Origin of the sequence: Sphingomonas sp. LaA6.9 (assembly GCF_022601895.1) — a bacterium.
Lineage (GTDB): Bacteria > Pseudomonadota > Alphaproteobacteria > Sphingomonadales > Sphingomonadaceae > Sphingobium_A.
This window is the reverse complement of record NZ_JAKVIO010000036.1, coordinates 21,172-42,044: the sequence shown is the minus strand read 5'-3', so window position 1 is coordinate 42,044 and position 20,873 is coordinate 21,172. Positions and strand designations below refer to the sequence as shown.

General features: G+C 65.3%; 26 protein-coding genes. 7 read left to right on the top strand and 19 right to left on the bottom strand.

Translation table 11 applies throughout. From position 1 onward, the window contains the following. The 7 genes from MKI88_RS16380 to MKI88_RS16350 all read right to left on the bottom strand — a co-directional run. A partial coding sequence (locus MKI88_RS16380; protein ID WP_241632532.1) for an ATP12 family chaperone protein occupies positions 1 to 396 on the bottom strand: 396 nt, incomplete at its 3' end. After that, positions 393 to 620 (bottom strand): hypothetical protein, encoded by a 228-nt coding sequence (locus MKI88_RS16375; RefSeq protein ID WP_241632530.1) that lies wholly within the window; start codon positions 618 to 620, stop codon positions 393 to 395. The genes MKI88_RS16380 and MKI88_RS16375, both read right to left, overlap by 4 nt. After that, on the bottom strand, positions 617 to 1,279 hold the full coding sequence (locus MKI88_RS16370) for an HAD-IA family hydrolase (protein WP_241632528.1): 663 nt from the start codon (positions 1,277 to 1,279) through the stop codon (positions 617 to 619). The genes MKI88_RS16375 and MKI88_RS16370 overlap by 4 nt, the downstream gene beginning before the upstream one ends. Next, complete coding sequence (locus MKI88_RS16365; protein WP_241632526.1) at positions 1,276 to 1,878, bottom strand: FMN-binding negative transcriptional regulator; 603 nt, start codon at positions 1,876 to 1,878, stop codon at positions 1,276 to 1,278. Before MKI88_RS16365 ends, MKI88_RS16370 begins: the two co-directional genes overlap by 4 nt. Beyond that, positions 1,878 to 2,987: an RluA family pseudouridine synthase gene (locus MKI88_RS16360; RefSeq protein WP_241632525.1), complete on the bottom strand. Its 1,110-nt coding sequence runs from the start codon at positions 2,985 to 2,987 to the stop codon at positions 1,878 to 1,880. The genes MKI88_RS16365 and MKI88_RS16360 overlap by 1 nt, the downstream gene beginning before the upstream one ends. Continuing rightward, positions 2,984 to 3,361: a fluoride efflux transporter CrcB gene (gene crcB, locus MKI88_RS16355; protein ID WP_241632523.1), complete on the bottom strand. Its 378-nt coding sequence runs from the start codon at positions 3,359 to 3,361 to the stop codon at positions 2,984 to 2,986. Before crcB ends, MKI88_RS16360 begins: the two co-directional genes overlap by 4 nt. Before the next feature lie 56 nt (positions 3,362 to 3,417). Then, positions 3,418 to 4,086, bottom strand: a complete 669-nt coding sequence (locus tag MKI88_RS16350; protein WP_241632522.1) for a hypothetical protein — start codon at positions 4,084 to 4,086, stop codon at positions 3,418 to 3,420. 192 nt (positions 4,087 to 4,278) lie between these two features. Between MKI88_RS16350 and MKI88_RS16345 the strand changes: the two genes are divergently transcribed. Together MKI88_RS16345 and MKI88_RS16340 are read left to right on the top strand one after the other, a co-directional pair. After that, entirely contained in the window at positions 4,279 to 4,713 is a 435-nt protein-coding gene (locus MKI88_RS16345) for a biopolymer transporter ExbD (protein WP_241632520.1), read from the top strand. A 27-nt stretch (positions 4,714 to 4,740) separates the two neighbouring features. Then, positions 4,741 to 5,379, top strand: coding sequence for a hypothetical protein (locus MKI88_RS16340; RefSeq protein ID WP_241632518.1), 639 nt, complete (start codon positions 4,741 to 4,743; stop codon positions 5,377 to 5,379). A gap of 53 nt (positions 5,380 to 5,432) precedes the next feature. On the opposite strand, the gene MKI88_RS16335 is transcribed toward MKI88_RS16340, so the two are convergent. From MKI88_RS16335 to MKI88_RS16290, 10 genes are all read right to left on the bottom strand, one after another. Further along, the gene (locus MKI88_RS16335) at positions 5,433 to 5,981 is read right to left on the bottom strand and encodes a GNAT family N-acetyltransferase (RefSeq protein WP_241632517.1); all 549 of its coding nucleotides are present in this window, start codon (positions 5,979 to 5,981) and stop codon (positions 5,433 to 5,435) included. Positions 5,982 to 6,039: 58 nt separating this feature from the next. After that, entirely contained in the window at positions 6,040 to 6,465 is a 426-nt protein-coding gene (ribH, locus tag MKI88_RS16330) for a 6,7-dimethyl-8-ribityllumazine synthase (RefSeq protein ID WP_241632515.1), read from the bottom strand. A 5-nt stretch (positions 6,466 to 6,470) separates the two neighbouring features. Then, a complete protein-coding gene (ribB, locus tag MKI88_RS16325; protein WP_241632513.1) occupies positions 6,471 to 7,760 on the bottom strand; it encodes a 3,4-dihydroxy-2-butanone-4-phosphate synthase in 1,290 nt (429 codons plus the stop codon). Positions 7,761 to 7,809: 49 nt separating this feature from the next. Then, entirely contained in the window at positions 7,810 to 8,424 is a 615-nt protein-coding gene (locus tag MKI88_RS16320) for a riboflavin synthase (RefSeq protein ID WP_241632511.1), read from the bottom strand. 120 nt (positions 8,425 to 8,544) lie between these two features. Next, a complete protein-coding gene (gene ribD, locus MKI88_RS16315) occupies positions 8,545 to 9,546 on the bottom strand; it encodes a bifunctional diaminohydroxyphosphoribosylaminopyrimidine deaminase/5-amino-6-(5-phosphoribosylamino)uracil reductase RibD (protein WP_281063750.1) in 1,002 nt (333 codons plus the stop codon). Further along, entirely contained in the window at positions 9,543 to 9,920 is a 378-nt protein-coding gene (locus tag MKI88_RS16310) for a hypothetical protein (protein WP_241632508.1), read from the bottom strand. Before MKI88_RS16310 ends, ribD begins: the two co-directional genes overlap by 4 nt. Before the next feature lie 29 nt (positions 9,921 to 9,949). Next, positions 9,950 to 10,606 carry a TonB family protein gene (locus MKI88_RS16305; protein WP_241632506.1) on the bottom strand — a complete coding sequence of 219 codons (657 nt, stop codon included), beginning with the start codon at positions 10,604 to 10,606 and terminating at the stop codon, positions 9,950 to 9,952. 321 nt (positions 10,607 to 10,927) lie between these two features. Continuing rightward, entirely contained in the window at positions 10,928 to 11,110 is a 183-nt protein-coding gene (locus tag MKI88_RS16300) for a DUF4169 family protein (protein ID WP_241632505.1), read from the bottom strand. Further along, positions 11,110 to 12,447 (bottom strand): glutamate--tRNA ligase, encoded by a 1,338-nt coding sequence (gltX, locus tag MKI88_RS16295; RefSeq protein WP_241632503.1) that lies wholly within the window; start codon positions 12,445 to 12,447, stop codon positions 11,110 to 11,112. The genes MKI88_RS16300 and gltX overlap by 1 nt, the downstream gene beginning before the upstream one ends. Then, positions 12,444 to 14,096, bottom strand: a complete 1,653-nt coding sequence (locus MKI88_RS16290; protein WP_241632502.1) for an NAD+ synthase — start codon at positions 14,094 to 14,096, stop codon at positions 12,444 to 12,446. Before MKI88_RS16290 ends, gltX begins: the two co-directional genes overlap by 4 nt. A gap of 109 nt (positions 14,097 to 14,205) precedes the next feature. On the opposite strand from MKI88_RS16290, the gene MKI88_RS16285 reads away from it, so the two are divergent. Further along, positions 14,206 to 15,141: a ribose-phosphate pyrophosphokinase gene (locus MKI88_RS16285; protein ID WP_241632501.1), complete on the top strand. Its 936-nt coding sequence runs from the start codon at positions 14,206 to 14,208 to the stop codon at positions 15,139 to 15,141. A 237-nt stretch (positions 15,142 to 15,378) separates the two neighbouring features. Next, positions 15,379 to 17,265 carry a methyl-accepting chemotaxis protein gene (locus MKI88_RS16280; protein WP_241632499.1) on the top strand — a complete coding sequence of 629 codons (1,887 nt, stop codon included), beginning with the start codon at positions 15,379 to 15,381 and terminating at the stop codon, positions 17,263 to 17,265. Between the two features lie 97 nt (positions 17,266 to 17,362). Here MKI88_RS16280 and MKI88_RS16275 read toward each other — a convergent pair whose 3' ends face one another. Further along, on the bottom strand, positions 17,363 to 17,761 hold the full coding sequence (locus tag MKI88_RS16275) for a low affinity iron permease family protein (protein ID WP_241632497.1): 399 nt from the start codon (positions 17,759 to 17,761) through the stop codon (positions 17,363 to 17,365). Positions 17,762 to 18,015: 254 nt separating this feature from the next. Here MKI88_RS16275 and MKI88_RS16270 point away from each other — a divergent pair, with 254 nt between their 5' ends. After that, complete coding sequence (locus MKI88_RS16270) at positions 18,016 to 18,468, top strand: hypothetical protein (protein ID WP_241632495.1); 453 nt, start codon at positions 18,016 to 18,018, stop codon at positions 18,466 to 18,468. A gap of 134 nt (positions 18,469 to 18,602) precedes the next feature. Here MKI88_RS16270 and MKI88_RS16265 read toward each other — a convergent pair whose 3' ends face one another. Beyond that, the gene (locus MKI88_RS16265; protein WP_241632494.1) at positions 18,603 to 18,902 is read right to left on the bottom strand and encodes a hypothetical protein; all 300 of its coding nucleotides are present in this window, start codon (positions 18,900 to 18,902) and stop codon (positions 18,603 to 18,605) included. Between the two features lie 1,285 nt (positions 18,903 to 20,187). Here MKI88_RS16265 and MKI88_RS16260 point away from each other — a divergent pair. Next, positions 20,188 to 20,490 (top strand): glycine zipper 2TM domain-containing protein, encoded by a 303-nt coding sequence (locus tag MKI88_RS16260; protein WP_241632492.1) that lies wholly within the window; start codon positions 20,188 to 20,190, stop codon positions 20,488 to 20,490. Positions 20,491 to 20,654: 164 nt separating this feature from the next. After that, positions 20,655 to 20,873, top strand: a complete 219-nt coding sequence (locus MKI88_RS16255; RefSeq protein WP_241632490.1) for a hypothetical protein — start codon at positions 20,655 to 20,657, stop codon at positions 20,871 to 20,873.

Sequence of the window (20,873 nt, the reverse complement as noted above, 5' to 3'; positions counted from 1 at the left end):
CCCCGTCGCGACCGCGAAGACGATATCGTAGTGCTGCGCCGCCCAGTCGAGCAGCGGATCCCAGCGATCGGCCTGGCGCGCGACGAGCGCTGCCGGGCTGTCGGCGCGGTAGCAGAGCAGGTCGCTCTCGCCATAGACCGAGAGACCCGCCGCAAAGCCCGCAGGGTCGGGCGCAACGCGGTCGATCGCGGCGTTGGACAGGCCGGTGCAGGTCATGCTGCGCGGATCGATATCGTCGCCCTGCGCCATCCATTCACCGGCAATGGCGTCGGCCAGCGCGCGCGTCGGTACGATCAGCGATGCGCGTCCCGGCGTGCGCACGGGGCGGCTGTCGAGCGCGATCGCGAACCCGCCCTCGGCCGCGCTCGCCTCGGCCTGCTTGTAAAAGCGCTTCATGGCCGGGGCGGCGTACGCCAGCGGCGCGCGAGCATCCTCGGCATCAGCGCCGTGTCGATGAGCCCGAGCACGACGAGGACATAACCGACGGCCGGCGGAATGGCCTCGAAGCGGCCCGCGGTGATGACGAGGCCGAAAAAGATCATCAGCGCGCCCGCGATCCGGGTGAAGGTCATGACGAAATATCGTGCGCGCGCCTGCGCCTCGGCCTGTTCGGGAGTCATGCAAATTCCTTGAGGTGCGTCGGGATCGCTACGGGCTCGAGCGCGATGCCGTGCGCGCCGGCAATCAGCAGTTCCTCGGGCGCGTGATAGCCCCAGGCCACCCCCAGTGCATGCGCATCCGCCGCGCGGCCCATCAGCATGTCGAAGCTGGTGTCCCCGATCATCACCGTCGTCTCGGGGGCGGCGCCGGCCTCGGCGATCGCGGCTTCGATCATCGCCGGGTGCGGTTTGGACGGGTGGCGGTCGGCGGTCTGGAGCGTGACGAAGCGCTGTTTCAGGCCGTGATGATCGAGGCACAGCGCAAGCCCGCGATCGGACTTGCCCGTCGCGACGCCCAGCAGCCAGCCATCGGCCTCGAGTGCGTCGAGCGCGGCGGCGATACCCTCGAACAGCGGTTCGTCGACCAGCCCCTTGCCGCGCAGCGCATGGAAGGCGCGCTTATAGTCCTGGGCGAGCGACAGATGCAGCGCGGCATCGCCTTCGGGCAGCAATGCGGCGATCGCCTGCGGCACGCTCAGGCCCACGATCCGTCGGATCGCGGCGCGGTCGGGGGGCGCGAGCCGCGCCTGTTCGAAGCAATGCTCCATCGCCATGCAGATATTGGCCTGGCTGTCGACGAGCGTGCCGTCGCAATCGAAAAGCGCGAGGCGGTTGGTCACCCTGCCATGTTCCGCATCAGATGCGCCATCGCGCGCTTGCCTGCCGCCTCGAGCGCATCGGCCGCACGCTCGCGCGCCGCCTCGGGCTTGTTTTGTCCGAGCTTCTTCGTGCCGCGCCATGCGGTGATCTCGAGCGTATAGCCGGTGATCGCGCCGAGCATCCTGTCGACGAGTCCGGGCGTCATCTTGTCCCGCGTCCATTCGGGCTTGGGTGCAAGCGGCGCCTCGTGCAGCGCCGAAAGCCTGTCGATCTGCGCCAGAAGCGCGTCCGGCTCCATCTTGCGGACATGCCCTTCGAGCTCGACCGCAAGATAGTTCCAGGTCGGGACCTGATCCTCCATGCCGTACCAGTCGGGGCTGATATAGGCATCGGGGCCCTGAACGACATAGAGCGCGTCGGCGCCATCGAGGTGACGCGCGATGCCGTTTCCGCGCGCGATATGGAAACCGAGCGTCGCGTCATCGACAAAGACCGCAGGGACATGCGCAACGCGAGGCCCATCGGGCGTCGCTGCGAACAGCGCGCCGAAGCCGATCCCGGTCACGAAATCGCGGAGAGCGTCGCGATCCTCCCAGCGAAACTGCGGACCCGGATGCATCAGTCGCGCCCCCGCCCGCGCCTCTCGCCCTTGCGCTCCTTGCGCTTGTCCTTGGCGATGGCGGCGGCCTTGCGGCGCTTGCCCTCGGGGGTCTCCGAAAATTTGACTTCGTCGATCGTCAGCGCCTCGGCGAGCAGCGGGTCGAAACCGAGCGTCTCGATGCTCTCGGCGAAATGCCGGGGCAGCTCGGCGGTGACGTCGACCTGTCCGCCATCGGGGTGATCGATGCGGATGCGGCGCGCATGAAGGTGCATCTTGCGGCTGATCCCGCCGGTCAGAAAGGCCTCCTTGCCACCATATTTGCCGTCGCCGACGATCGGATGGCCGATCGCCGCCATGTGGACGCGAAGCTGGTGCGTGCGCCCGGTAAAGGGCTGTAGCTCGACCCAGGCGGCGCGGTTGCCCGCGCGCTCGATCACGCGGTAGCGCGTGCGTGCGGGCAGGCCCTCCTTCTCGTCGACATGCATCTTCTCGCCGCCCGTGCCCGGCTGCTTGGCGAGCGGAAGCTCGATCATGCCGTCATCGATATCGGGCACGCCGACCACGATCGCCCAATAGACCTTGCGCGCGGTGCGGCTCGAAAAGCTCTTGGCGAAGCTTGCCGCGGCGCGCGAAGACCGCGCGAGCAGCAGGGCTCCGCTCGTATCCTTGTCGAGCCGATGGACGAGCTTGGGCCGCCCTTCGGCCTCGAAGATCAGTGCGTCGAGCAAGCCGTCGACATGCTCCGACGTCTTGGTGCCGCCCTGCGTCGCGAGCCCCGGCGGCTTGTTGATCACCAGCGCCGAGCGATCCTTGTGGATGACGAACGACTGGGCATAGGCCAGCTGGTCTTCGCTGAGCTGGGGACGTTCGCGCCTGGGCCTGGCCGTCGGGGTCTCTGCCCTGGCGGGTTCGGCGGGCGGCACGCGCAGCACCTGCCCCGCCTCGATCCGGTCGCCGGGGGTCGCGCGCTTGCCATTGATGCGCAGCTGGCCGGTGCGCGCCCAGCGCGAAACGAGGTTGAAGCTGACATCGGGCAGGTGCCGCTTGAACCAGCGGTCGAGACGGATGCCGTCATCGTCGTCGGCGACGGTGAACTGGCGGACATCGGCGGGAGTATTGTTGGTCATGCGAATGCCCTTACCATCCAGAGCCCCGCAAACAGAGCGACGATCGACCCGATCACCGAGATCAGCGCATAGGCGGCGGCGGATGCCATGCCGCCGCGCTCGATCATGTTGACCGCATCGAGGCTGAAGGCGGAAAATGTGGTGAAGCCGCCAAGCAGGCCGATGCCGATCAGGTGGCGATAGCCCTCGGCCCCCGCGCCAAAGCGCGCGAGCAGCCCCGCGAGCAGCCCCATTGCGAAGCCGCCGACGAGATTCACGATCAACGTGCCCCAGGGATAATGGGGACCAAGGTGCTGGAGCGTCAGCCGGCCGACGCCGAAGCGCGCCGCGCTGCCGAGCGCGCCGCCGACCATGACGAGAATGAGATTCCGCATGTCGCGCCCTTAGCCCAAAAATGGCGGGCAATGCACCTATTGTATCGCGAAGCGCCTCAGCGGCCGATATTGGCGATCAGGTCGACCTCGGTGCCGCCCTTGGGCAGCGCGCGCGCAAGCAGGTAATAGGCGCCGCCATCGCGGTCGCGCGTGCCGCCAAGGATATGCTCCTGCCCCTCGCGGACATGCTCGGCGGTGAAGCCCGCGGCGGTCGCGCGCGTATAGTAGAAGTCGATCACCTGGCCGATATCGGCGGCGGTCGCGAAGGTGATCGCGCGCGCATGGCAACCGGCGCCGTCCTTGCCCGCGGCCTCGCTGACGCGCGCCTGCGGAAACAGCGGAAGGTCGGTGGGCAGCCTCGTCGCCCAGCTGGCATGATAGGCGAGGCCGGACATGCAGGCTTGTTTGCTGCCGTCGGCCTTCGCGGCGGCGAGCTTTGCGGGATCGACGGGATCGGGCGTGGTTTTGGGCGCGGGCGCGCGTTTGAGTGCGCCGAGTTGCGCGGCGCTCGGCTTCGGCCCCGGCGCGGCCGGCGGACCGGCGCGCTTTGGATCGACGACGATCTGGTCCCTGAGCGCGCCCGTGAGCGCCGGGTCGGACGCATTGCCCGCAAGGCTGTTGTCGAGCTTTGCAAGCTCGGCCTGATCGGGCTCGTTGCTGCACGCGCCGAGCGTCAGAAGCGCGGCGCACAAGAGCGTGGACGTGGAAAGGGCAATCCGGGCCATGGGCGGTGATCCTTGTTCGTGCGCGAACCTAGGCCATGTCAGGGTGAAGAAAGAACAGCAAAAGCTGGTTAATTCCGGGATGTTGGCAAGTCAGCTGTGCAAAAATGGAACATCGGGGCGGTGTCCGAACCATATTGGCTGCGCAACGACTATATGATATGTGATGACGTAACATCAATGCAGGAGGATGCCATGCGCCGTCGCACCGTCTTTGCCGCACCCGCCCAGCCGACCCTGATGAAGGACCTCAACACCACGCCGCTGATCGACGTGATGCTGGTGCTGCTGGTGATGTTCATCATGGTGATCCCGATCCAGCTGCATAAGGTGCCCGTCGACCTGCCCGGCAAGGGCGCAACCGACGTGCCGAGGCCGGTCCATCGGCTCGACATCACCGCCGCCAATGCGCTGCTGTGGGACGGCCAGCCGGTGAGCGAGGCGGCGCTGCCCGCGCGGCTCGCCGCGATGACGCGCGATCCCGCAGGGCCCGTGCTCCACGTCGCGGCCGATGGCGCGGCGCGCTACGAGGTCTTCGACCGCACGCTCGCGACCGTGAAGCAGGCGGGGATCACGCGGCTCGGCATGGTCGGCAACGAGCGCTATCTGAAGAGTCTGGGGACGCAGTAGGTGATGGGAAGGCGCTACGCACGATCCATGAGATGCGATCGCCGGATTTCGATCCTTGCAGCAGCGCTGCTGCTGACCGCGTGCGGCAGCAGCGATGGCGCGCCGCTCGACGGGGGGGCTCCGCTCCGCTTTGAACGTGACCCCGAAGCCGTAGCATTGATGAAGAACGATCCGTGCTGGCGGCGCGAGAAAGGGGCTTGGCATAGCAGCGTCGGCCACTGCCGCGAAATGTCTCCATCCAAACGGATGACGGGGGTCTTTGTCCTGACCTTTGAGGAAAGAAGCTTTTTCCCAAACAAGACAGCCATTCCGGACGCCAACGATCCGCTTCGCTTCACCCACGAAATCGAACTGGACTACGATGCTGTAGGAAAATACGCCCCGGCATCGGCCGCTTCGGAAAACGGGGATGCCTTTCTCCTGACGTTCATCGGTCGCAGGACGCGCGACCCATATAGCGTGGACTGCCAAGGGCTGCCACAATACACCACGGTCGTCGATCGCCTGATAAGCGCGCGCTACATCGGACCTATGGGCCCGTTTGATGTCGAACGGCTAAAAGCTTTACCGACAACGGTTTCGGTTAGGCATGACGGACGGCTGGGTGAATTGGAGGCCGAGGCGGTGAAACGCTGTTCGGGACGCCGCTCGGCATCTTCCAATTAGCATTGCACCGGAAGGTTCCTAAACATCAATCGGCAACATCGAACCCAATCGCCCTAAAGCGATGCCCTCCGCGCCTTCCATTCGGCCGCGCTCTGCGCCCAGCAGTCGACGCGCTCGGATTCGAAGGGGGCAGGGAGGGCGGTCGGGCCGCGATTGACCGCGCCAAGCCGCTCGGCGAGCCGGATCGACGCGGTGTTCTCTGGGTTGATGCAGTGGATCACCTCGTCCCAGCCGAGCTGGTCGAAGGCGAAGTCGATGCTGGCGATCGCGGCCTCGCGCGCATAACCCTTGCCGCAGAATTCGCGCGCTATGCCCCAGCCGACCTCGGTGCCCGGCCAGCCCTCGGGCTGCCAGGGGCCGACACGGCCGACCCAGCGCCCGCTTGCACGCTCGATCAGCGAGAACATGGCGAAGCCGTTGATGTGCCAGGCGCCCGCCATTGCGCAGATGCCGCGCCAGGCGGCCGCGCGCGGTTGCACGCCGCCCAGAAAGCGCATCGTCTCGGGGTCGGCGTGAAACGCGACCCAGCCCTCGAAATCCTCGCGTGCGGGCGGACGGAGCACGAGGTGCTCGGTCACCAGCATCGGCCCGCCCAAAGTCATCGCCTGTCCCTTTCAGATCCGGGCAGCCGGTGTAGCTCGGGCGGGGAACAGGCGCAAATCAGGTCGCGGCGAAGCGGCCCTGCAGTTCGAGCATCGCGATCGCGGCCTTGGCCGCCTCGCCGCCCTTGTCCTTTTCCTTGCGGTTCGCGCGCGTCAGCGCCTGCACCTCGTTCTCGACGGTCAGGATGCCGTTGCCGATGGCGATGCCGTCGAGCGTGAGCGCCATGATCCCGCGCGCGCTTTCGTTGGAGACGACCTCGAAATGATAGGTCTCGCCGCGGATGACGACGCCAATCGCGACATAGCCGTCATAGCGCCCGCTTTCGGCGGCAAGCGCGATTGCGGCGGGAATTTCGAGTGCGCCGGGCACCGTCACGGTTTCATGGGCATGACCTGCGTCTTCGAGCGCGGTGCGCGCGCCGTCGAGCAGCATGTCGTTGAGATGCTCGTAGAAGCGCGCTTCGACGATCAGGAATTTTGCCATGACGTTCAGGCCTTTCCGCAATCGATGGGACGTTCCCCTAGAATGGAAAGCCCGTAGCCGTCGAGCCCCACCAGCGTGTGATGCGTGTTGGTGAGGATCACCATGTCCTGCACGCCGAGCTCGTTGAGGATCTGCGCGCCCACGCCGTAATCGCGCAGTTCCTCGATATCGGGTGCGGGCAGCCCCGCCTTGCGCTGGACCGCGTTGGTGAAGGGCGCATCGGTCTGCTTGTTGATGACGACGACGACGCCGGCGCCCTCCTCGCCGATAATTTCCATCGACCGCCGCAGCATCACGCCGCGATCGCCTTCCTCGCCGAACACGTCGGCAAAGGTCGACAGAACGTGCATGCGGACGAGCGTGGGCTTGTCGGGATCGACGCGGCCCTTGACCAGCGCCACCTGCTCGGTGCCCGTGGCCTTGTTGTGAAAGGTCATCGCGGTCCACTCGCCGCCCCAGCGGCTGGTGAACTTCGCCTCGGCCTTTTTCTCGACAAGGTGATCATGCTGGCGGCGATAGGCGATGAGGTCGCGGATCGTGCCGATCTTGAGGCCGTGTTCCTGCGCGAATTCGACGAGATCGTCCATCCGCGCCATGGTGCCGTCGTCCTTCATGATCTCGCAGATCACGCCCGAAGGATTGAGCCCGGCAAGCCGCGACACGTCGACCGCGGCCTCGGTATGGCCGGCGCGTACGAGCACGCCGCCGTCGCGCGCGACGAGCGGGAAGACATGGCCCGGCGAGACGATGTGCTGCGCGCTTTTGGTCGAGTCGATCGCAACCGCAACCGTGCGCGCGCGATCGGCGGCCGATATGCCCGTGGTGACGCCTTCCCGCGCCTCGATCGACACGGTGAAGGCGGTCTCGTGCCGCGTGCCGTTGTTGCGCGCCATCAGGTCGAGGCCCAGCTGGTCGACGCGGTCCTTGGTGAGCGTGAGGCAGATCAGCCCGCGGCCATGCTTGGCCATGAAGTTGATCGCGTCGGGAGTCGCCATCTGCGCGGGGATGATGAGATCGCCCTCATTCTCGCGATCCTCGTCGTCGACAAGGATGAACATGCGGCCGTTGCGCGCCTCGTCGATGATCTCCTCGATCGGGACGAGCGCGGGCGTCTTTTCGCGCTGGAGCAGATATTTCTCGAGCTTCTTCAGCGTGTCGGCGGTGGGGTTCCAGTCCGCCTCCTCAAGGCTGCGCAGCGAGTTGGCATGAAGCCCGGCCGCGCGTGCGAGGCCGGAGCGGGAGATGGCGCCATCGGCGACAAGGTCGCGGACGCGTTCGATCAGTTGCGTGCTCATGCTCCGGCATTATCACATTGCAGTGTGATATACCAGAATAGAAATCACATCACCCTGTATGGTTTTCCAATGCCATGCGCATCCGACCGAGATAGCGCGCGAGCACGTCGATCTCGATATTGAGCGCGCGGCCCACCGCCAGCGCGTCGAATGTGGTGACCGTGGCGGTGTGCGGGATGATGTTGACGCCGAACTCGACGCCATCGGCGGTGTCGGTGACGCTGTTGACGGTGAGCGAGATGCCGTCGAGCGTGATCGAGCCCTTGGGCGCGAGATAGGGCGCGAGATCGCGCGGCGCGGCGATGGTGACGCGGTGCGAATCGCCCTCGTCGACAAGCGCGACGATCCGGCCAACGCCGTCGACATGGCCGGTGACGATATGCCCGCCGAGCTCGTCGCCGACCTTGAGCGCGCGTTCGAGGTTGAGGCGATTGCCCTCGTGCCACTGGCCCCCGGCGGTGCGCGAGACGGTCTCGCCCGAAATGTCGACCGCGAACCAGCCCGGCCCCTTGTCGACGACGGTCAGGCACACGCCCGAACATGCGATGGATGCGCCGAGATCGATGGTGCCCGTGTCATAGGCGGTCTGGATCACCGCGCGCAGGTCACCGCGCTGCTCGATGCTTTTGATCGTGCCGATATCGGTGATGATTCCCGTGAACATGCCTGCCTCATAGATCGCGCTTACAATGGCATCCGCTCGTCCTGAGGAGAGGCTGAGCCTGACGAAGCCTCATCTCGAAGGATCCTTCGAGATGCCGTTTCGACGTCGCTCAACGGCTCCTCAGGATGAGCGGCCTGTGGTCGATACTTCGTTCTCCCGCATGCGCTCGTAGACTTCGAGCCGGTCGCTGCCAAGCGGCCGCGTGTCCGAAAGCCGCCAGCGGCCATGCGCGTCGTCGAGCCGTTCGAGCCCGATATCGCCGAGCGCCGCCTTGCCGTGCCCGATCAGGATCGGCGCGCGATAGAGCAGCAGTCGGTCGACGAGATCGGCGGCAAGGAAGGAGGCCGCGGTTGCAGCGCCGCCCTCGACGAGCAGATGGTCGACATCCTCGAGCGCGCCGATCGCACGCGGATCGCGCACCGATTCCCAGCCCGAAGGGGGATCGCCACGCGTCAGCAGCGCGCGTCGGGGGCTTCGCGGCTCAAGCCCGGGCAAGCGTACGTCGAGCCGGGGTGCGTCGGCGTCATAGGTGCCGCGCCCCACCAGGATCATCTCGTGGCGCGAACGCTCCAGATGTGTGTGTGCGCGCGCCGCATCGCCCGTGATCCAGCGGCTTGCGCCGCTGACGAGCGCGATGCAGCCGTCGAGCGACATGGCGAGCTTCAGCGTCACATGCGGGCGGCCATGCGCACGACGGGTGAGGAAACCCGCCATCGCGCGGCGCACCGCGTCACCGCTGATACCTTCGGATATCGCGATGCCCGCATCCCGCAGGCGCTCAATACCGCGTCCGTCGGTACGCGGATCGGGATCGCCCAGCGCGATGACGACGCGCGCGACGCCGGCTGCGACAAGCAGGTCGGCGCAGGCGGGGCCGCGCTGGCTTTGGTGCGCGCAGGGCTCGAGCGTCACATAGGCGGTCGCGCCGCGTGCTGTGTCACCCGCCTGCTCCAGCGACATTGCCTCGGCATGTGGACGCCCGCCCGGCTGGGTCCAGCCACGGCCGACGACGATGCCGTCCCTGACGATCACACAGCCGACATTGGGATTGGGTGCGGTCGCCCCGCGCGTGCGTTCCGACAGCGCGAGCGCCGCGGCCATCCAGCGCGCGTCGCGGTTCAAAGCCCGAGCGCGTCCAGCTGCCGGTCGACCTTGCGGAACTGCTCCATGCGTTCCTGCTTCCTCTTTTCGAGTTCGGCCTGGAGCACCTTCTTCTTTTCCGCGTCGATCTTCTGCTGCGCGCGAATCTGTTCGAGGCTGCGGTCGAGCGGCCAGCTCTCGACATACTGGATGTCGCGCTTCCACGGCTTTTCGACGCGCGAATCGACGTAGAAGCCCGCCATCAGCAGCGTGGTGATCGTGATCGACAGGAAGCCGAAGATCAGCTCATGCTTCTGCCGCATCGCGAGGAATCCGCGCAGATCGCGGAGTGCGCGCCGGGGAGAGACGGGCCGGGGGAAGATTGCCATGGCGGCCAAGATAGTCGTTTGGGCCATGCGATTCCACCCCCGGCCGGTTGGGCGGGTCAGTCCGTGATCTCGAAGCGCACCGTCATCTCGCGCCAGCCCTCGACCGCAACGCCGTCGCGCGTGGCGGGGGTAAAGCGCCATTTCTTCAGTGCCTGCTGGACGGTGACCTCGTAAAAGGCGTCGTCGGCGGCCGAAATGCGCGCGACCTGCTTCACGCGACCATCGGAGCCGACGAGCACGCGCACGACGACGACGCCCTCCTCACCAAGCCGCTGTTTGCCCGGGGGATAGGGCGGCTGGAAGGCGTTCAGATATTTGGTGTTGATCTTGGGGCCGATGAAGACCGACGGGCGCGGCGGATCCTGGACGAGCGTGCCCGTGCCTTCTCCCGTGCCGGGGAGAGGCGGCGGATCGACGGTCGTCCCGGGCACAACGAAGTCCGGCTCGCTGGGGAATATGGTCTCGCCCGGCGTGATCTGGCTTGGGGCCGTCTGCTGCGGCTCGACCTTCTGTTTGGGCGGATCGGGTGGAACGGGCGCGGGATCCGGCGCCTCTTCGATCGGGATCAGGCGGATATATTTGATTCCTTCCGGAATGATCTCGGGGCTGCTCAACAGCAAAGCGCCGATGATCCCTGCGTTGATCGCGATCGCAGCGCCCATGCTCGTGGGGCTGCGGGTTTTCTGGTCGAGATAGCCTCCTGCGCTGTGCATGACGTCCTCCTCCTCGGAGCGGCGCCACGGCAGGCACCGCGTGAAGATAATGTTACATCATTACATTATTCGCGCAAGACTGTTTCGCGACGGCAATGGGCCGCGACGTCGTCGCTTCATAGAGCTACCGGACGAGTTTGCGACCGTAAGTTCCTCGCCGGTACGGGGAGGTGGCAGCCCGATGGGCTGACGCAGGGGCGGCGCCGAATGGGTGCGTTCGCGCCAACCCCTCCACCACGCTTCGCGTGGTCCCCCTCCCCGTTCCGGGGAGGAACCTGGGCGTCCGATAACCACGACGTTCCCGGCCTATGGTATCGCGATCTAGTCGTCGGTGTCGCGTTTAGCCTGATCGAGCGCGCGTTCGTGGCGCTCATGTTGAGCCTTGTCGGCCGCCTTTTGCGCGCCCGTCCTACCGAATTTCGCGCGGTTCTCGCTGGCCTTCTGCGCTGCATCGGCACGCGTTTTCGCCTTGCGCGCCAGCCGCAGGTTGATGATCTCGGCCATCAGTCCGCGACGGCGGCAAGCCGCGCAAGCGCGCGCTCGCGGCCGATCAGCGGCAGCAGCGCCGCCATGTCGGGGCCGTGATCACGCCCGGTGAGCGCGCGGCGCAGCGGCAGGAAGAGCGGCTTGCCCTTGCGCCCCGTCGCCTCCTTGAGCGTGGCCGTCAGTGCGTGCCAGGGATCGGCGGACCAGTCGATCTCGGCTGCGGCCTTTGCGGCTTCGCCCAGATAGGCGCGGTCCTCATCGGCGATATCGGTCCCGGTGACGGGCCCCTCGACCACCGCCCACCAGTCCGATGCCTGATCGACCGTCTCGAGATTGGGACGGATGGCCGCCCATGCAGCCTCGTCCATGCCCGCGGGCAGACGATCGGCGACCACCGCGAAATCGAGCTGATGAACGATGCGTGCGTTGAGCTGCGCCAGTTCGGCCTCGTCGAAGCGCGCGGGCGCGCGGCCGAAATGCGCGAAGTCGAAGCTGTCGACCAGCGGTTGCGGATCGGTCACCGCCTCGACGGGGTCGCTGGTGCCGATGCGCGCGAGCTTGGTGATGATCGTGACCGGCTCGATCCCCGCCTCACGGAAATGATCGACGCCGAGTGAGCCGAGACGCTTGGAGAGCTTGCCCTCGCTCCCCGTCAGCAGCGCCTCATGCGCGAATTGCGGAGCCTCTGCGCCGAGGGCCGAGAACATCTGAAGCTGTGCTGCGGTGTTGGAAACATGATCCTCGCCGCGCACGACATGCGTGATGCCCATGTCGACATCGTCGATCGCCGAAGGGAGCATGTAGAGCCAGCTGCCATCGGCGCGGCGGATGACGGGATCGGAGAGCAGATGCGGGTCGAAGCGCTGCTCGCCGCGGATCAGGTCATGCCACGCGATCGGCGTGTCGTGATCGAGCCTGAAGCGCCAGTGCGGCCGGCGCCCTTCGGCCTCGAACGTTGCACGCTCGGCATCGCTGAGCGCCAGCGCGCCGCGGTCATAGACGGGCGGCAATCCCCGCCCGAGCAGCACCTTGCGCTTGAGGTCGAGCTCCTGCGCGGTCTCGTAAGCCGGATAGACGCGGCCCGATGCCTTGAGCGCCTCGAACCTTTGCTCATAGAGCGCGAAGCGTTCGGACTGGCGCGCTTCGCCGTCCCAGCCCAGCCCGAGCCATGCGAGATCGGCGCGGATCGCGGTGACATTTTCCTCGGTCGAACGCTCGGCGTCGGTGTCGTCGATCCTGAGCAGGAAGCGCCCGCCATGCTTCTTCGCCCACATCCAGTTATGGAGCGCGGTGCGGATGTTGCCGACATGGAGCCGGCCGGTGGGCGAGGGAGCAAAACGGGTTACGACGGTCATGACGTCCTGAATGCGTTGGTGATGGGATAGCGGCGGTCGCGGCCGAAATTGCGCTTGCCGAGCTTGACGCCGGGAGGGGCCTGGCGGCGCTTGTATTCGGCGATATAGAGCAGCCGCTCGATCCGCGCGACGGTGGCGCGGTTGAAGCCGCGCGCCGCGACATCGTCAACCGACAGTTCCTCCTCGACGAGCCCGTGCAGGATCGCATCGAGCTCTTCATAGGGGGGCAGGCTGTCCGAATCCTTCTGGTCGGGGCGCAGCTCGGCCGAGGGCGGCTTGGTGATGATGCGTTCGGGGATGACCGGGCCGTCGGGGCCGAGGCCAAGCCGCGGGAGGTTCCCGTTGCGCCAGCGCGAGATCTCGAAGACCGTCGTCTTGTAGGCGTCCTTCAGCGGATTATAGCCGCCCGCCATATCGCCATAGATGGTGGCATAGCCGACCGACATCTCCGACTTGTTGCCCGTGGTCAGCAGCATGTGGCCGAACTTGTTTGAGAGCGCCATCAAGGTCACGCCGCGAATGCGCGACTGGATATTCTCCTCGGTGATGTCGACGCTGCGATCGGCGAAACTGTCGGAGAGCATGGTGTCGAACGCCTCGACCGCAGGGGCAATGGGAATGGTGTCGAGCTTGCAGCCGATCATCGCCGCGCACTCAGCGGCATCGTCGAGGCTTTCCTGGCTGGTGAAGCGGCTGGGCAGCATCACGCACCAGACGCGCTCGGGGCCCAGCGCATCGGCGGCGATCGCGGCGCAGATCGCCGAATCGATCCCGCCCGACAAGCCGAGCACCACGCCCGGGAAGCGGTTGGTGTTCACGTAATCGCGCAGGCCGACGACCATCGCGTGATAGACATCGGCGGGATGCGGATCGAGCGTGTGCAGTTCGCCGGGCACGCAGCGCCAGCCGCCTGGCCCACGCTCCCACACCGTATCGACGAGCGTCTCCTCCCAGTCGGGAAGCTGGTGCACGAGTTCGCCATCGGCATTGAGTACGAATGAGGCGCCGTCGAAGACGATCTCGTCCTGCCCGCCGACACGGTTGAGGAAGACGAGCGGCAGCCCGGTCTCCTGCACGCGCGCGGCCGCGATGCCATTTGCGCGCAGATCGTCCTTGTCGATCTCATAGGGGCTGCCATGCGGCGCGATCAGAAGCTCGGCGCCCCGCGCCTTGAGGTGCGCGCACACCGTCGGGAACCAGATGTCCTCGCAGATCGGCAGGCCGAGCTTCACCCCGCGAAAGACGATCGGGTCAGGAAGGGGAGCGGGCTCGAACAGCCGCTTTTCATCGAAGGTGCCGTAATTGGGCAGTTCGCGCTTGCGCGTTATCGCGACAACCCTGCCACCGTCGAGCAAGGTGAGTGCGTTGTAGAGCTTGCCATCCTCGAGCAGGACGGTGCCGACGATCATCGCGGGGCCGCCGTCCGCCGTGGCCTTTGCAAGCCGCGCAAGCTCCACGCCCGCGCGCTCGATCAGCGCGGGCTTGAGCACGAGATCCTCGGGCGGATAGCCGATGAGCTGGAGCTCGGGATAGACGATCAGGTCGGCGCGCGTTGCCTTGCGCCATTCGAGCATCGCATCGGCATTGCCGGTGATGTCGCCGACGCGCTGCGAAAGCTGTGCAAGCGCAATGGTTAGCCGGTCGGTCATGGCTCCACGCATTAGGCAGCCGCGCCCGCTGCGGCAATGCCCCCTTTCATGATTGCACTTCGATGACTAAAGGGGCGGGCAATCGGGAAACGGCGCGGGACCAGCACTCATGAAACTTCTCACCGGCAATTCGAACCTGCCGCTTGCCAAGGCGATCGCCGAATATCTGGAGATCCCCCTCACCGACGCGAGCGTTCGCCGCTTCGCCGATGAGGAAGTTTTCGTGGAAATTCATGAAAATGTGCGTGGCGAAGACGTGTTCGTCCTGCAGTCGACGGCATACCCCGCCAACGACAATCTGATGGAGCTGCTGATCTGCATCGACGCGCTCAAGCGCGCATCGGCCAAGCGGATCACCGCGGTGCTCCCCTATTTCGGCTATGCCCGCCAAGACCGGAAGCCCGGCCCGCGCACGCCGATCTCGGCCAAGCTCGTCGCCAATCTGATCACCACCGCGGGCGCCGACCGCGTGCTCTCGGTCGACCTGCACGCAGGCCAGATTCAGGGCTTTTTCGATATCCCGACCGACAATCTCTATGCCGCGCCCGTGATGTCGGCGGACATCCAGGCGCGCTTCGGCGGCAAGAACATCATGGTCGTATCGCCCGACGTCGGCGGCGTGGTGCGCGCGCGTGCGCTCGCCAAGCGACTCGACAACGCCCCGCTCGCCATCGTCGACAAGCGCCGCGAGCGCGCGGGCGAATCGGAGGTGATGAACATCATCGGCGACGTCGAGGGCCGCTTCTGCATCCTGATCGACGACATCGTCGATTCGGCGGGCACGCTGTGCAACGCTGCCGCCGCGCTGAAAGCCGCGGGCGCCGAGGATGTCGTCGCCTACTGCACGCACGGCGTGCTCTCGGGCGGCGCGGTCGCGCGCGTCGAGGGCTCGGAACTCGCCGAGCTCGTCATCTCCGACTCGATCGGCAGCCATGAGATCATCAAGGACGCGAAGAAGATCCGTCACCTGACGATCGCACCGCTGCTCGCCGAAGCGATCCGCCGCATCGCCGACGAAAGCTCGGTCTCGAGCCTGTTCGACTGAACGCGGCTCTGCCGATGCGGCGAGACAAGACGCAAATGCTACGCGCCGCATCAATATCAACTAACATATTATATTGATTGAATGACTTGGTCTGACCTCTGATCAACTGGACGGTTCGGGTCGATCGTCCACGCCAGTATTTGGCGCGACTCCGGCACGCGACCGCTTCTGCGCCTCTATAATTCATCGATATTGGCGGCCGATCTTCCTGCCGCCTGATGGAGGCATGGAGGGCAAATGACCACTTTTAAGAGCATGAAGATCGCGACCAAGGTTGCCGCGTTGCTGGGGATGCTGGGGCTGCTCACGCTTGGCATCGCCTTGCTGAGCCATCGCACGCTGGGTCAGGTCGATCAGGGCTATACCTCGCTGATCGTCAATTCGCTGCCGGCCAACACCGATCTCAGCCGCGCCAACCGCCGCGCCACCGATCTGGTCTATATCGGCTATCGCGCGCTTTCCTATGACGGCAACAGCGAAAAGGGTCGCGCGGCTCCGGAGTTGCTTCAGAAATCCTATGAAAGGGGCCTGAAGAATCTGGAGGACGCAAAGGAGTCCGATCCGAGCCTGGCCGACGCGATTGCCTCGCTGCGCCAGCGCTATGACGGCGTTCACGATACGACGCGGCAGGCGGTCGGCCTCAGCACGCAGAATCGCAAGGCCGAGGCGGCGCAACTCCTCGCCAGGGCGGACGACGAGCTGGAGGCCATGAACTCCGCCCTGGGCGATCTGACGATCGACCGCGTCAAGCAGAGCGACGCCGACACCGCAGCGCTCCAGGCGCAGGCAGCGTCAATGTCGACATGGATGCTGGTGATCAGCCTGATCGGCGTGGCAGGCGGCCTCGCGGTCGCGATCCTGGTCGCGCGCGCCGCGATCGTCGCGCCGCTGGCGCGCCTGCAGGATGCGATGCGCAGCCTGTCCCAGGGCAACAACCGGATCGCGGTGCCCGGCACCGAGCGTGCGGATGAAGTGGGCGACATGGCCAAGGCCGTCGAGGTGTTTCGCGACGCCGCGGTGGCGCAGGAACAGGCGGCCGCCGAGAAGGCGCGCGCCGATGCGGACCAGAAATTCGTGGTCGATACGGTGTCCGAACGCCTCGCCAATGTGGCTGAAGGCGACCTTACCGCCGAGATCAGGGTGGAGTTCCCGCAAAACTATGCCGAGCTGCGCGCCAACTTCAATTCGGCGCTCACCAACCTGCGCGATCTGATCGGCGCGGTGACCGAAAGCGCCCAGACGCTGCGCACCGGATCGGGCGAAATCGCCCACGCTTCCGAAGATCTTGCACGCCGCACCGAGAGCAACGCGGCGAGCCTTGAAGAGACTTCAGCCGCGCTTGCACAGATCGACGAGCGTATCAAGGCGACCGCAAAGGCGGCGGGCGTGACGGTGACGCGCGCGGATGAGGCGATCACCACGGTTTCGGGCGGCCGCTCGGTCGCCGACGAGGCGGTTCAGGCCATGGGCCGCGTGCGCCAGAGCGCCAAGGGTATCGACGAGGTCATCGAGGGTGTCGACAAGATCGCCTTCCAGACGCGCGTGCTCGCGATGAACGCGGCGGTCGAAGCCGGACGCGCGGGCGACGCCGGGCGCGGCTTTGCCGTCGTCGCGGATCTGGTCAGCGCGCTCGCCATGCGCGCCGAAGAGGAGGCGAAGCGCGCACGCGATCAGCTGACCGTGACGCAGAGCGACATCGTCTCGGCGGTCGACGCGGTCCAGAAGATCGATGGCGCGCTGACCGAAATCTCCGCGGGTGTCGGCGAGGTGCATGATCTGCTGGGGCGCATGGCCACCGACAATCAGGCGCAGGCTTCCGCGATCACGCAGATCAGCGTTGCGGTGATGAGCATGGATCAGTCGACACAGCAGAACGCCGCGATGGTCGAGGAAACCTCGGCCGCCGCGCGCAACCTTAGCGTCGAAACCGTGGCGCTGACCGAGAAGGCGGGCCAGTTCCGGATCGGGGATCGCGCAACCGCGACGCGAGTCGCCGCGCGAATCGTCAAAAAGGACGATGCCTCTGCCACAGCGATCAGGACCTTGCCCGTCGCGGCCATGGCGAAGGCGAACGCCGCGGCCGGGCGCACTGCGGCCGCCCGGGGCGACTGGCAGGATTTCTGAGGCAGCTGGCCAGACTGTCCGACGGACATGGCGGATCGAACCCTGTCCCGCCTTTGCGGGAGAGGGTTCGACGAGTCCCGCCCCTGATGCCGAGCGCTCAGCGGCGCCGGATCAGCCGCTTGATAGGCAGGGGATGCGGCGTGCCCTGACCAAATTCGCGCTCGAGGGCGGCGCGGATCGTTTCAAGCTCGTTGTCGCTGAGATGCTCGATCCCGATGAACTCGTCGCGTGCGTTGCCCATTGCACGGATGAGTTCGTCGAGCTTGGCCTGAATCGCGCTCGCGTCGCGGTTCTGGGCATTCTGGATCAGGAAGACCATCAGGAAGGTGATGATCGTGGTGCCCGTATTGATGACGAGCTGCCAGGTGTCCGACCAGCCGAACACCGGCCCGCTGATCCCCCAGACGACAATGATCGACAGCGCCAGCGAAAAGGCGGCGGGCTGCCCCGCCCAATGCGCGACCCTTTGCGCGATCCGTTCGAACAACCGTACCATTGTGGCCCCCTGTGGCGATTTGCGGCGGGCATGCTGTGTCCTTGCGCGTGTCGAGGCAAGCAGCGTCGCGCACTTCACTTGGAACGCTGGCGTTCCAATCGCCATTGCGCTGTGATAACTTGTCCATTCTCGCGCTTCGTGTGTCTCGAAAGAGAGCGTTTCGCGATCCGCATTGCAAAGTTGCGTCCACGTCCATGCAACGCGCCGCGGCGCGCAGTTGCGCGCTTACGCGGCCATGACGGGAAAAATGGATCATGACCAGAACCGACCGGATCGCGGGCCTTGTGCCCGCAGCGCTTGTGTTTGCCATGCTGTGCGCCGCGCCCGCCGCGGCTCAGGAAAGTTCCTACACGCCCGACGCTTATTGGGAAGTCTCGATGATCGACGTCGAGGATGGGCAAGGCGAAAACTATGCCGACTATCTGGCGCGCGAATGGAAGGCGAATCAGGAGTTCGCCAAGAGCAAGGGCTATATCAAGGATTATCACGTCGTTGCGAACACCAACAACCGCGAGGACGAGCCCGATCTCTATCTCATCACGATCTTCGACAAGATTTACGACACGCCCGAGCAGCTTCGCCAGCAAAAGGAATATGAGGCGCATGTGAAGAAGAATGCGCGGGTGCTCGACACCGAATTCGGCGCGCGCGGCAAGATGCGCCGCGTAACGGGCAGCATGCTTCTTCGTGAACTCAAGCTCAAATAAGGGGAATCCTGCGTGGAGCCTGATCGTTTGACGTGGAAGTGCTGAGCGCTGTCCGTTGAAAGCGTGAATCAGGCTCTGGTCCAACAGGCTGGTTCGGCCTGAAACGATCGAGGTTCAACGCCCGCGGCGCTGTTTCAACGCTGCCGCGGGTGTCGCTTGTTGGTATCGACCACGTCGCCAAGCATGTCCTCGTCATCCTCGATCTCGTCGGCATCGGCATCGCCGCCCGGATCGGGCACCAGATCGGTCTGGATCAGTCCCTGGTGAGGGCCTTCGCTCTCCACTTCCCACATTTGCGCGCGCTGCTTCTCGTCATAGTCGTCCTTGATGAAGGCGCCATTGATGCGCTTGTGCGCGATGCGGGCGGCCAGCGGCTCTGCCTGTTCCGCTGTGTCACGGAACTCCTGCTCAACCTGTTTCCGGTCGATCGACACCGCGCAGCTCCTCTTCCCGAGGCCTTTCGTTCCGCCCCCTCGTTGCGCTTATAGCACGAAAGACCCGCCAAAGTCCGCATCGGCTGAGGTGTGAAAATCCGGGTGCGATGGGGTGTCCGGGAAATGGGGGCTGGCATTGCTGCCAGCCCCCACTGCGCCAAGTCCGGATCGCCCAGATGTGCGACCGACGACCCATTCTCAGGCATCCACGCAGGACCCTTGTCGAATGACCTTGCCCCGCAGGGCGTTCGCCTACGAACCTCGCGCGGCGGGCGCTTTCGCGAAGCCTTTGCAAGTGTCGTCATTGATTGCCCCGCCGCTGCGGCTTTCAAGGAAGCGTCCTTGTCCAGCCGCGGCGTCGTCGCCGCCAAAGCCCCGCTCGTATCCGCCCAGCGCTTTTCGGCTGCGGCGGATGCTTTCATGGCGTGCCGAGTCGCGCAAAGGCCAAAGCGGGGTAGTTGCCCTGTGGATAACGGGGATATCGGGGAGAAGCGCCGGATCGTGCAGACCTGTGTTCGCCGGCCAGCGAATGCGTCCGTCGACGAACGGAAATGGGGGCTGGCATCGCTGCCAGCCCCCACTGCGCCGGGTCCGGTTATCTTCGCCTTGCGGCGTTGGCCCCGTATCCCTGGCGTTCTGCCCTTACCTTTGCGCCTGAACGCTCCGGCAGGTGCATGGGCCTGCTATGATCCGCACCGGGTTTCCGCCTTGGCATTCGCCTGGCGGCGGTTCATCGCTTGCCCAGACCTCTGTTTCCGAATGGCTTTTCCGAAGAATTGCCGTTCTTTCACAATGGCCTGTCTCTGCAGTCTTGCCCTTCGTTTCCGTCGGGCTCCTTGCTTCGACACACAAAGATTTCCACGTCGCGCCGAGTCGCGCAATGCACGAAATCATGCCTTTGGGCTGTGGATAACGGGGATATCGGGGATAAGCCCAAGCTTCGAACGGCTGCGCGCCAGATGCCATTCACGCGCCGCCGGCGCAAGTGGTTTAGCGCGCTCTGCGGCGAGTCCTGTCATGCTGCGCCGGATGGCCTTTGCAGCGGCTTGTCGACGAAAACGGGCAATTGGCCGTGCCCGAACGCGAAAACGGCTTAGCAGTCGCCGCGCCGGCCCCTAGCAGGACGGCGAACGCGCGCCGAAAATCAGCGTCATGGGATCATTTTATTTTTTAATCACGTTAATTCAGTGACTTGTATTGTTGTTTCAGGTTCATGAAACCGGGCACATCATGGGCGCGTTCACTAGGGGTCATTGATCAAAATCAAAAAAAGGGACTGTTGTTTATGCGTAGTTTTGTTCTTGCTCTGGGTGCCGCATCGCTCGCCATCCCCGCCACGATGGCCTTGCCGACCGAAAAGGCCGAGGCGGGCAAGCATTACAAGTACAAGGAATGGCGCGGTCGCGACGGCCGCACCTATTGCCGCAAGTCGGACGGCACCACCGGCCTGATCGTGGGCGCGGCGGGCGGTGCGCTGCTTGGTCGCGCGATCGATACACGGGGCGACCGCACGACGGGCACCGTCGTCGGCGCCGCTGCCGGCGCTCTGCTCGGCAAGGAAATCGACAGCACGCGCCGCTGCCGCTGAGGCGGCCCGACAAGCGTCGTGCAGACAAGGGGTGGGATGCTATTGGCGTCCCACCCTTTTTCTCTGTCCCCCATCGGGACTACGTAAAAACACACGGCTCGTCTGCGAAACCTAACGGTCTATCGTGGGTTCATGCTATGGTGGACCAAGGAAAGGGGAGTAGCATGCGTAACATTCAGCCTGTCGAACATACCCGTACCATCGAGCCGGGCCTTATGGGCTACCGGATCATGTATCGTCGCGAGGAAGCCAATCATTGCCCCGGTTGCGGCAACAGCAATTGGCATGTCGGCAGGCTATCGGCGCAGTGCGCATTTTGCGACACGAGCCTGCCCTTTGCCGATGGCGGCACGATCTCGATGGCGTCGCCGCTCCACATCTGA

Excerpts from the sequence above, each read along its gene's own strand:
- MKI88_RS16375 (WP_241632530.1), bottom strand. The coding sequence starts at position 620 with ATGACTCCCGAACAGGCCGAGGCGCAGGCGCGCGCACGATATTTCGTC.
- MKI88_RS16365 (WP_241632526.1), bottom strand. The coding sequence starts at position 1,878 with ATGCATCCGGGTCCGCAGTTTCGCTGGGAGGATCGCGACGCTCTCCGC.
- MKI88_RS16360 (WP_241632525.1), bottom strand. The coding sequence starts at position 2,987 with ATGACCAACAATACTCCCGCCGATGTCCGCCAGTTCACCGTCGCCGAC.
- crcB (WP_241632523.1), bottom strand. The coding sequence starts at position 3,361 with ATGCGGAATCTCATTCTCGTCATGGTCGGCGGCGCGCTCGGCAGCGCG.
- MKI88_RS16350 (WP_241632522.1), bottom strand. The coding sequence starts at position 4,086 with ATGGCCCGGATTGCCCTTTCCACGTCCACGCTCTTGTGCGCCGCGCTT.
- MKI88_RS16345 (WP_241632520.1), top strand. The coding sequence starts at position 4,279 with ATGCGCCGTCGCACCGTCTTTGCCGCACCCGCCCAGCCGACCCTGATG.
- MKI88_RS16340 (WP_241632518.1), top strand. The coding sequence starts at position 4,741 with ATGAGATGCGATCGCCGGATTTCGATCCTTGCAGCAGCGCTGCTGCTG.
- MKI88_RS16335 (WP_241632517.1), bottom strand. The coding sequence starts at position 5,981 with ATGACTTTGGGCGGGCCGATGCTGGTGACCGAGCACCTCGTGCTCCGT.
- ribH (WP_241632515.1), bottom strand. The coding sequence starts at position 6,465 with ATGGCAAAATTCCTGATCGTCGAAGCGCGCTTCTACGAGCATCTCAAC.
- ribB (WP_241632513.1), bottom strand. The coding sequence starts at position 7,760 with ATGAGCACGCAACTGATCGAACGCGTCCGCGACCTTGTCGCCGATGGC.
- MKI88_RS16320 (WP_241632511.1), bottom strand. The coding sequence starts at position 8,424 with ATGTTCACGGGAATCATCACCGATATCGGCACGATCAAAAGCATCGAG.
- MKI88_RS16310 (WP_241632508.1), bottom strand. The coding sequence starts at position 9,920 with ATGGCCCAAACGACTATCTTGGCCGCCATGGCAATCTTCCCCCGGCCC.
- MKI88_RS16305 (WP_241632506.1), bottom strand. The coding sequence starts at position 10,606 with ATGCACAGCGCAGGAGGCTATCTCGACCAGAAAACCCGCAGCCCCACG.
- MKI88_RS16300 (WP_241632505.1), bottom strand. The coding sequence starts at position 11,110 with ATGGCCGAGATCATCAACCTGCGGCTGGCGCGCAAGGCGAAAACGCGT.
- gltX (WP_241632503.1), bottom strand. The coding sequence starts at position 12,447 with ATGACCGTCGTAACCCGTTTTGCTCCCTCGCCCACCGGCCGGCTCCAT.
- MKI88_RS16290 (WP_241632502.1), bottom strand. The coding sequence starts at position 14,096 with ATGACCGACCGGCTAACCATTGCGCTTGCACAGCTTTCGCAGCGCGTC.
- MKI88_RS16285 (WP_241632501.1), top strand. The coding sequence starts at position 14,206 with ATGAAACTTCTCACCGGCAATTCGAACCTGCCGCTTGCCAAGGCGATC.
- MKI88_RS16280 (WP_241632499.1), top strand. The coding sequence starts at position 15,379 with ATGACCACTTTTAAGAGCATGAAGATCGCGACCAAGGTTGCCGCGTTG.
- MKI88_RS16275 (WP_241632497.1), bottom strand. The coding sequence starts at position 17,761 with ATGGTACGGTTGTTCGAACGGATCGCGCAAAGGGTCGCGCATTGGGCG.
- MKI88_RS16270 (WP_241632495.1), top strand. The coding sequence starts at position 18,016 with ATGACCAGAACCGACCGGATCGCGGGCCTTGTGCCCGCAGCGCTTGTG.
- MKI88_RS16260 (WP_241632492.1), top strand. The coding sequence starts at position 20,188 with ATGCGTAGTTTTGTTCTTGCTCTGGGTGCCGCATCGCTCGCCATCCCC.
- MKI88_RS16255 (WP_241632490.1), top strand. The coding sequence starts at position 20,655 with ATGCGTAACATTCAGCCTGTCGAACATACCCGTACCATCGAGCCGGGC.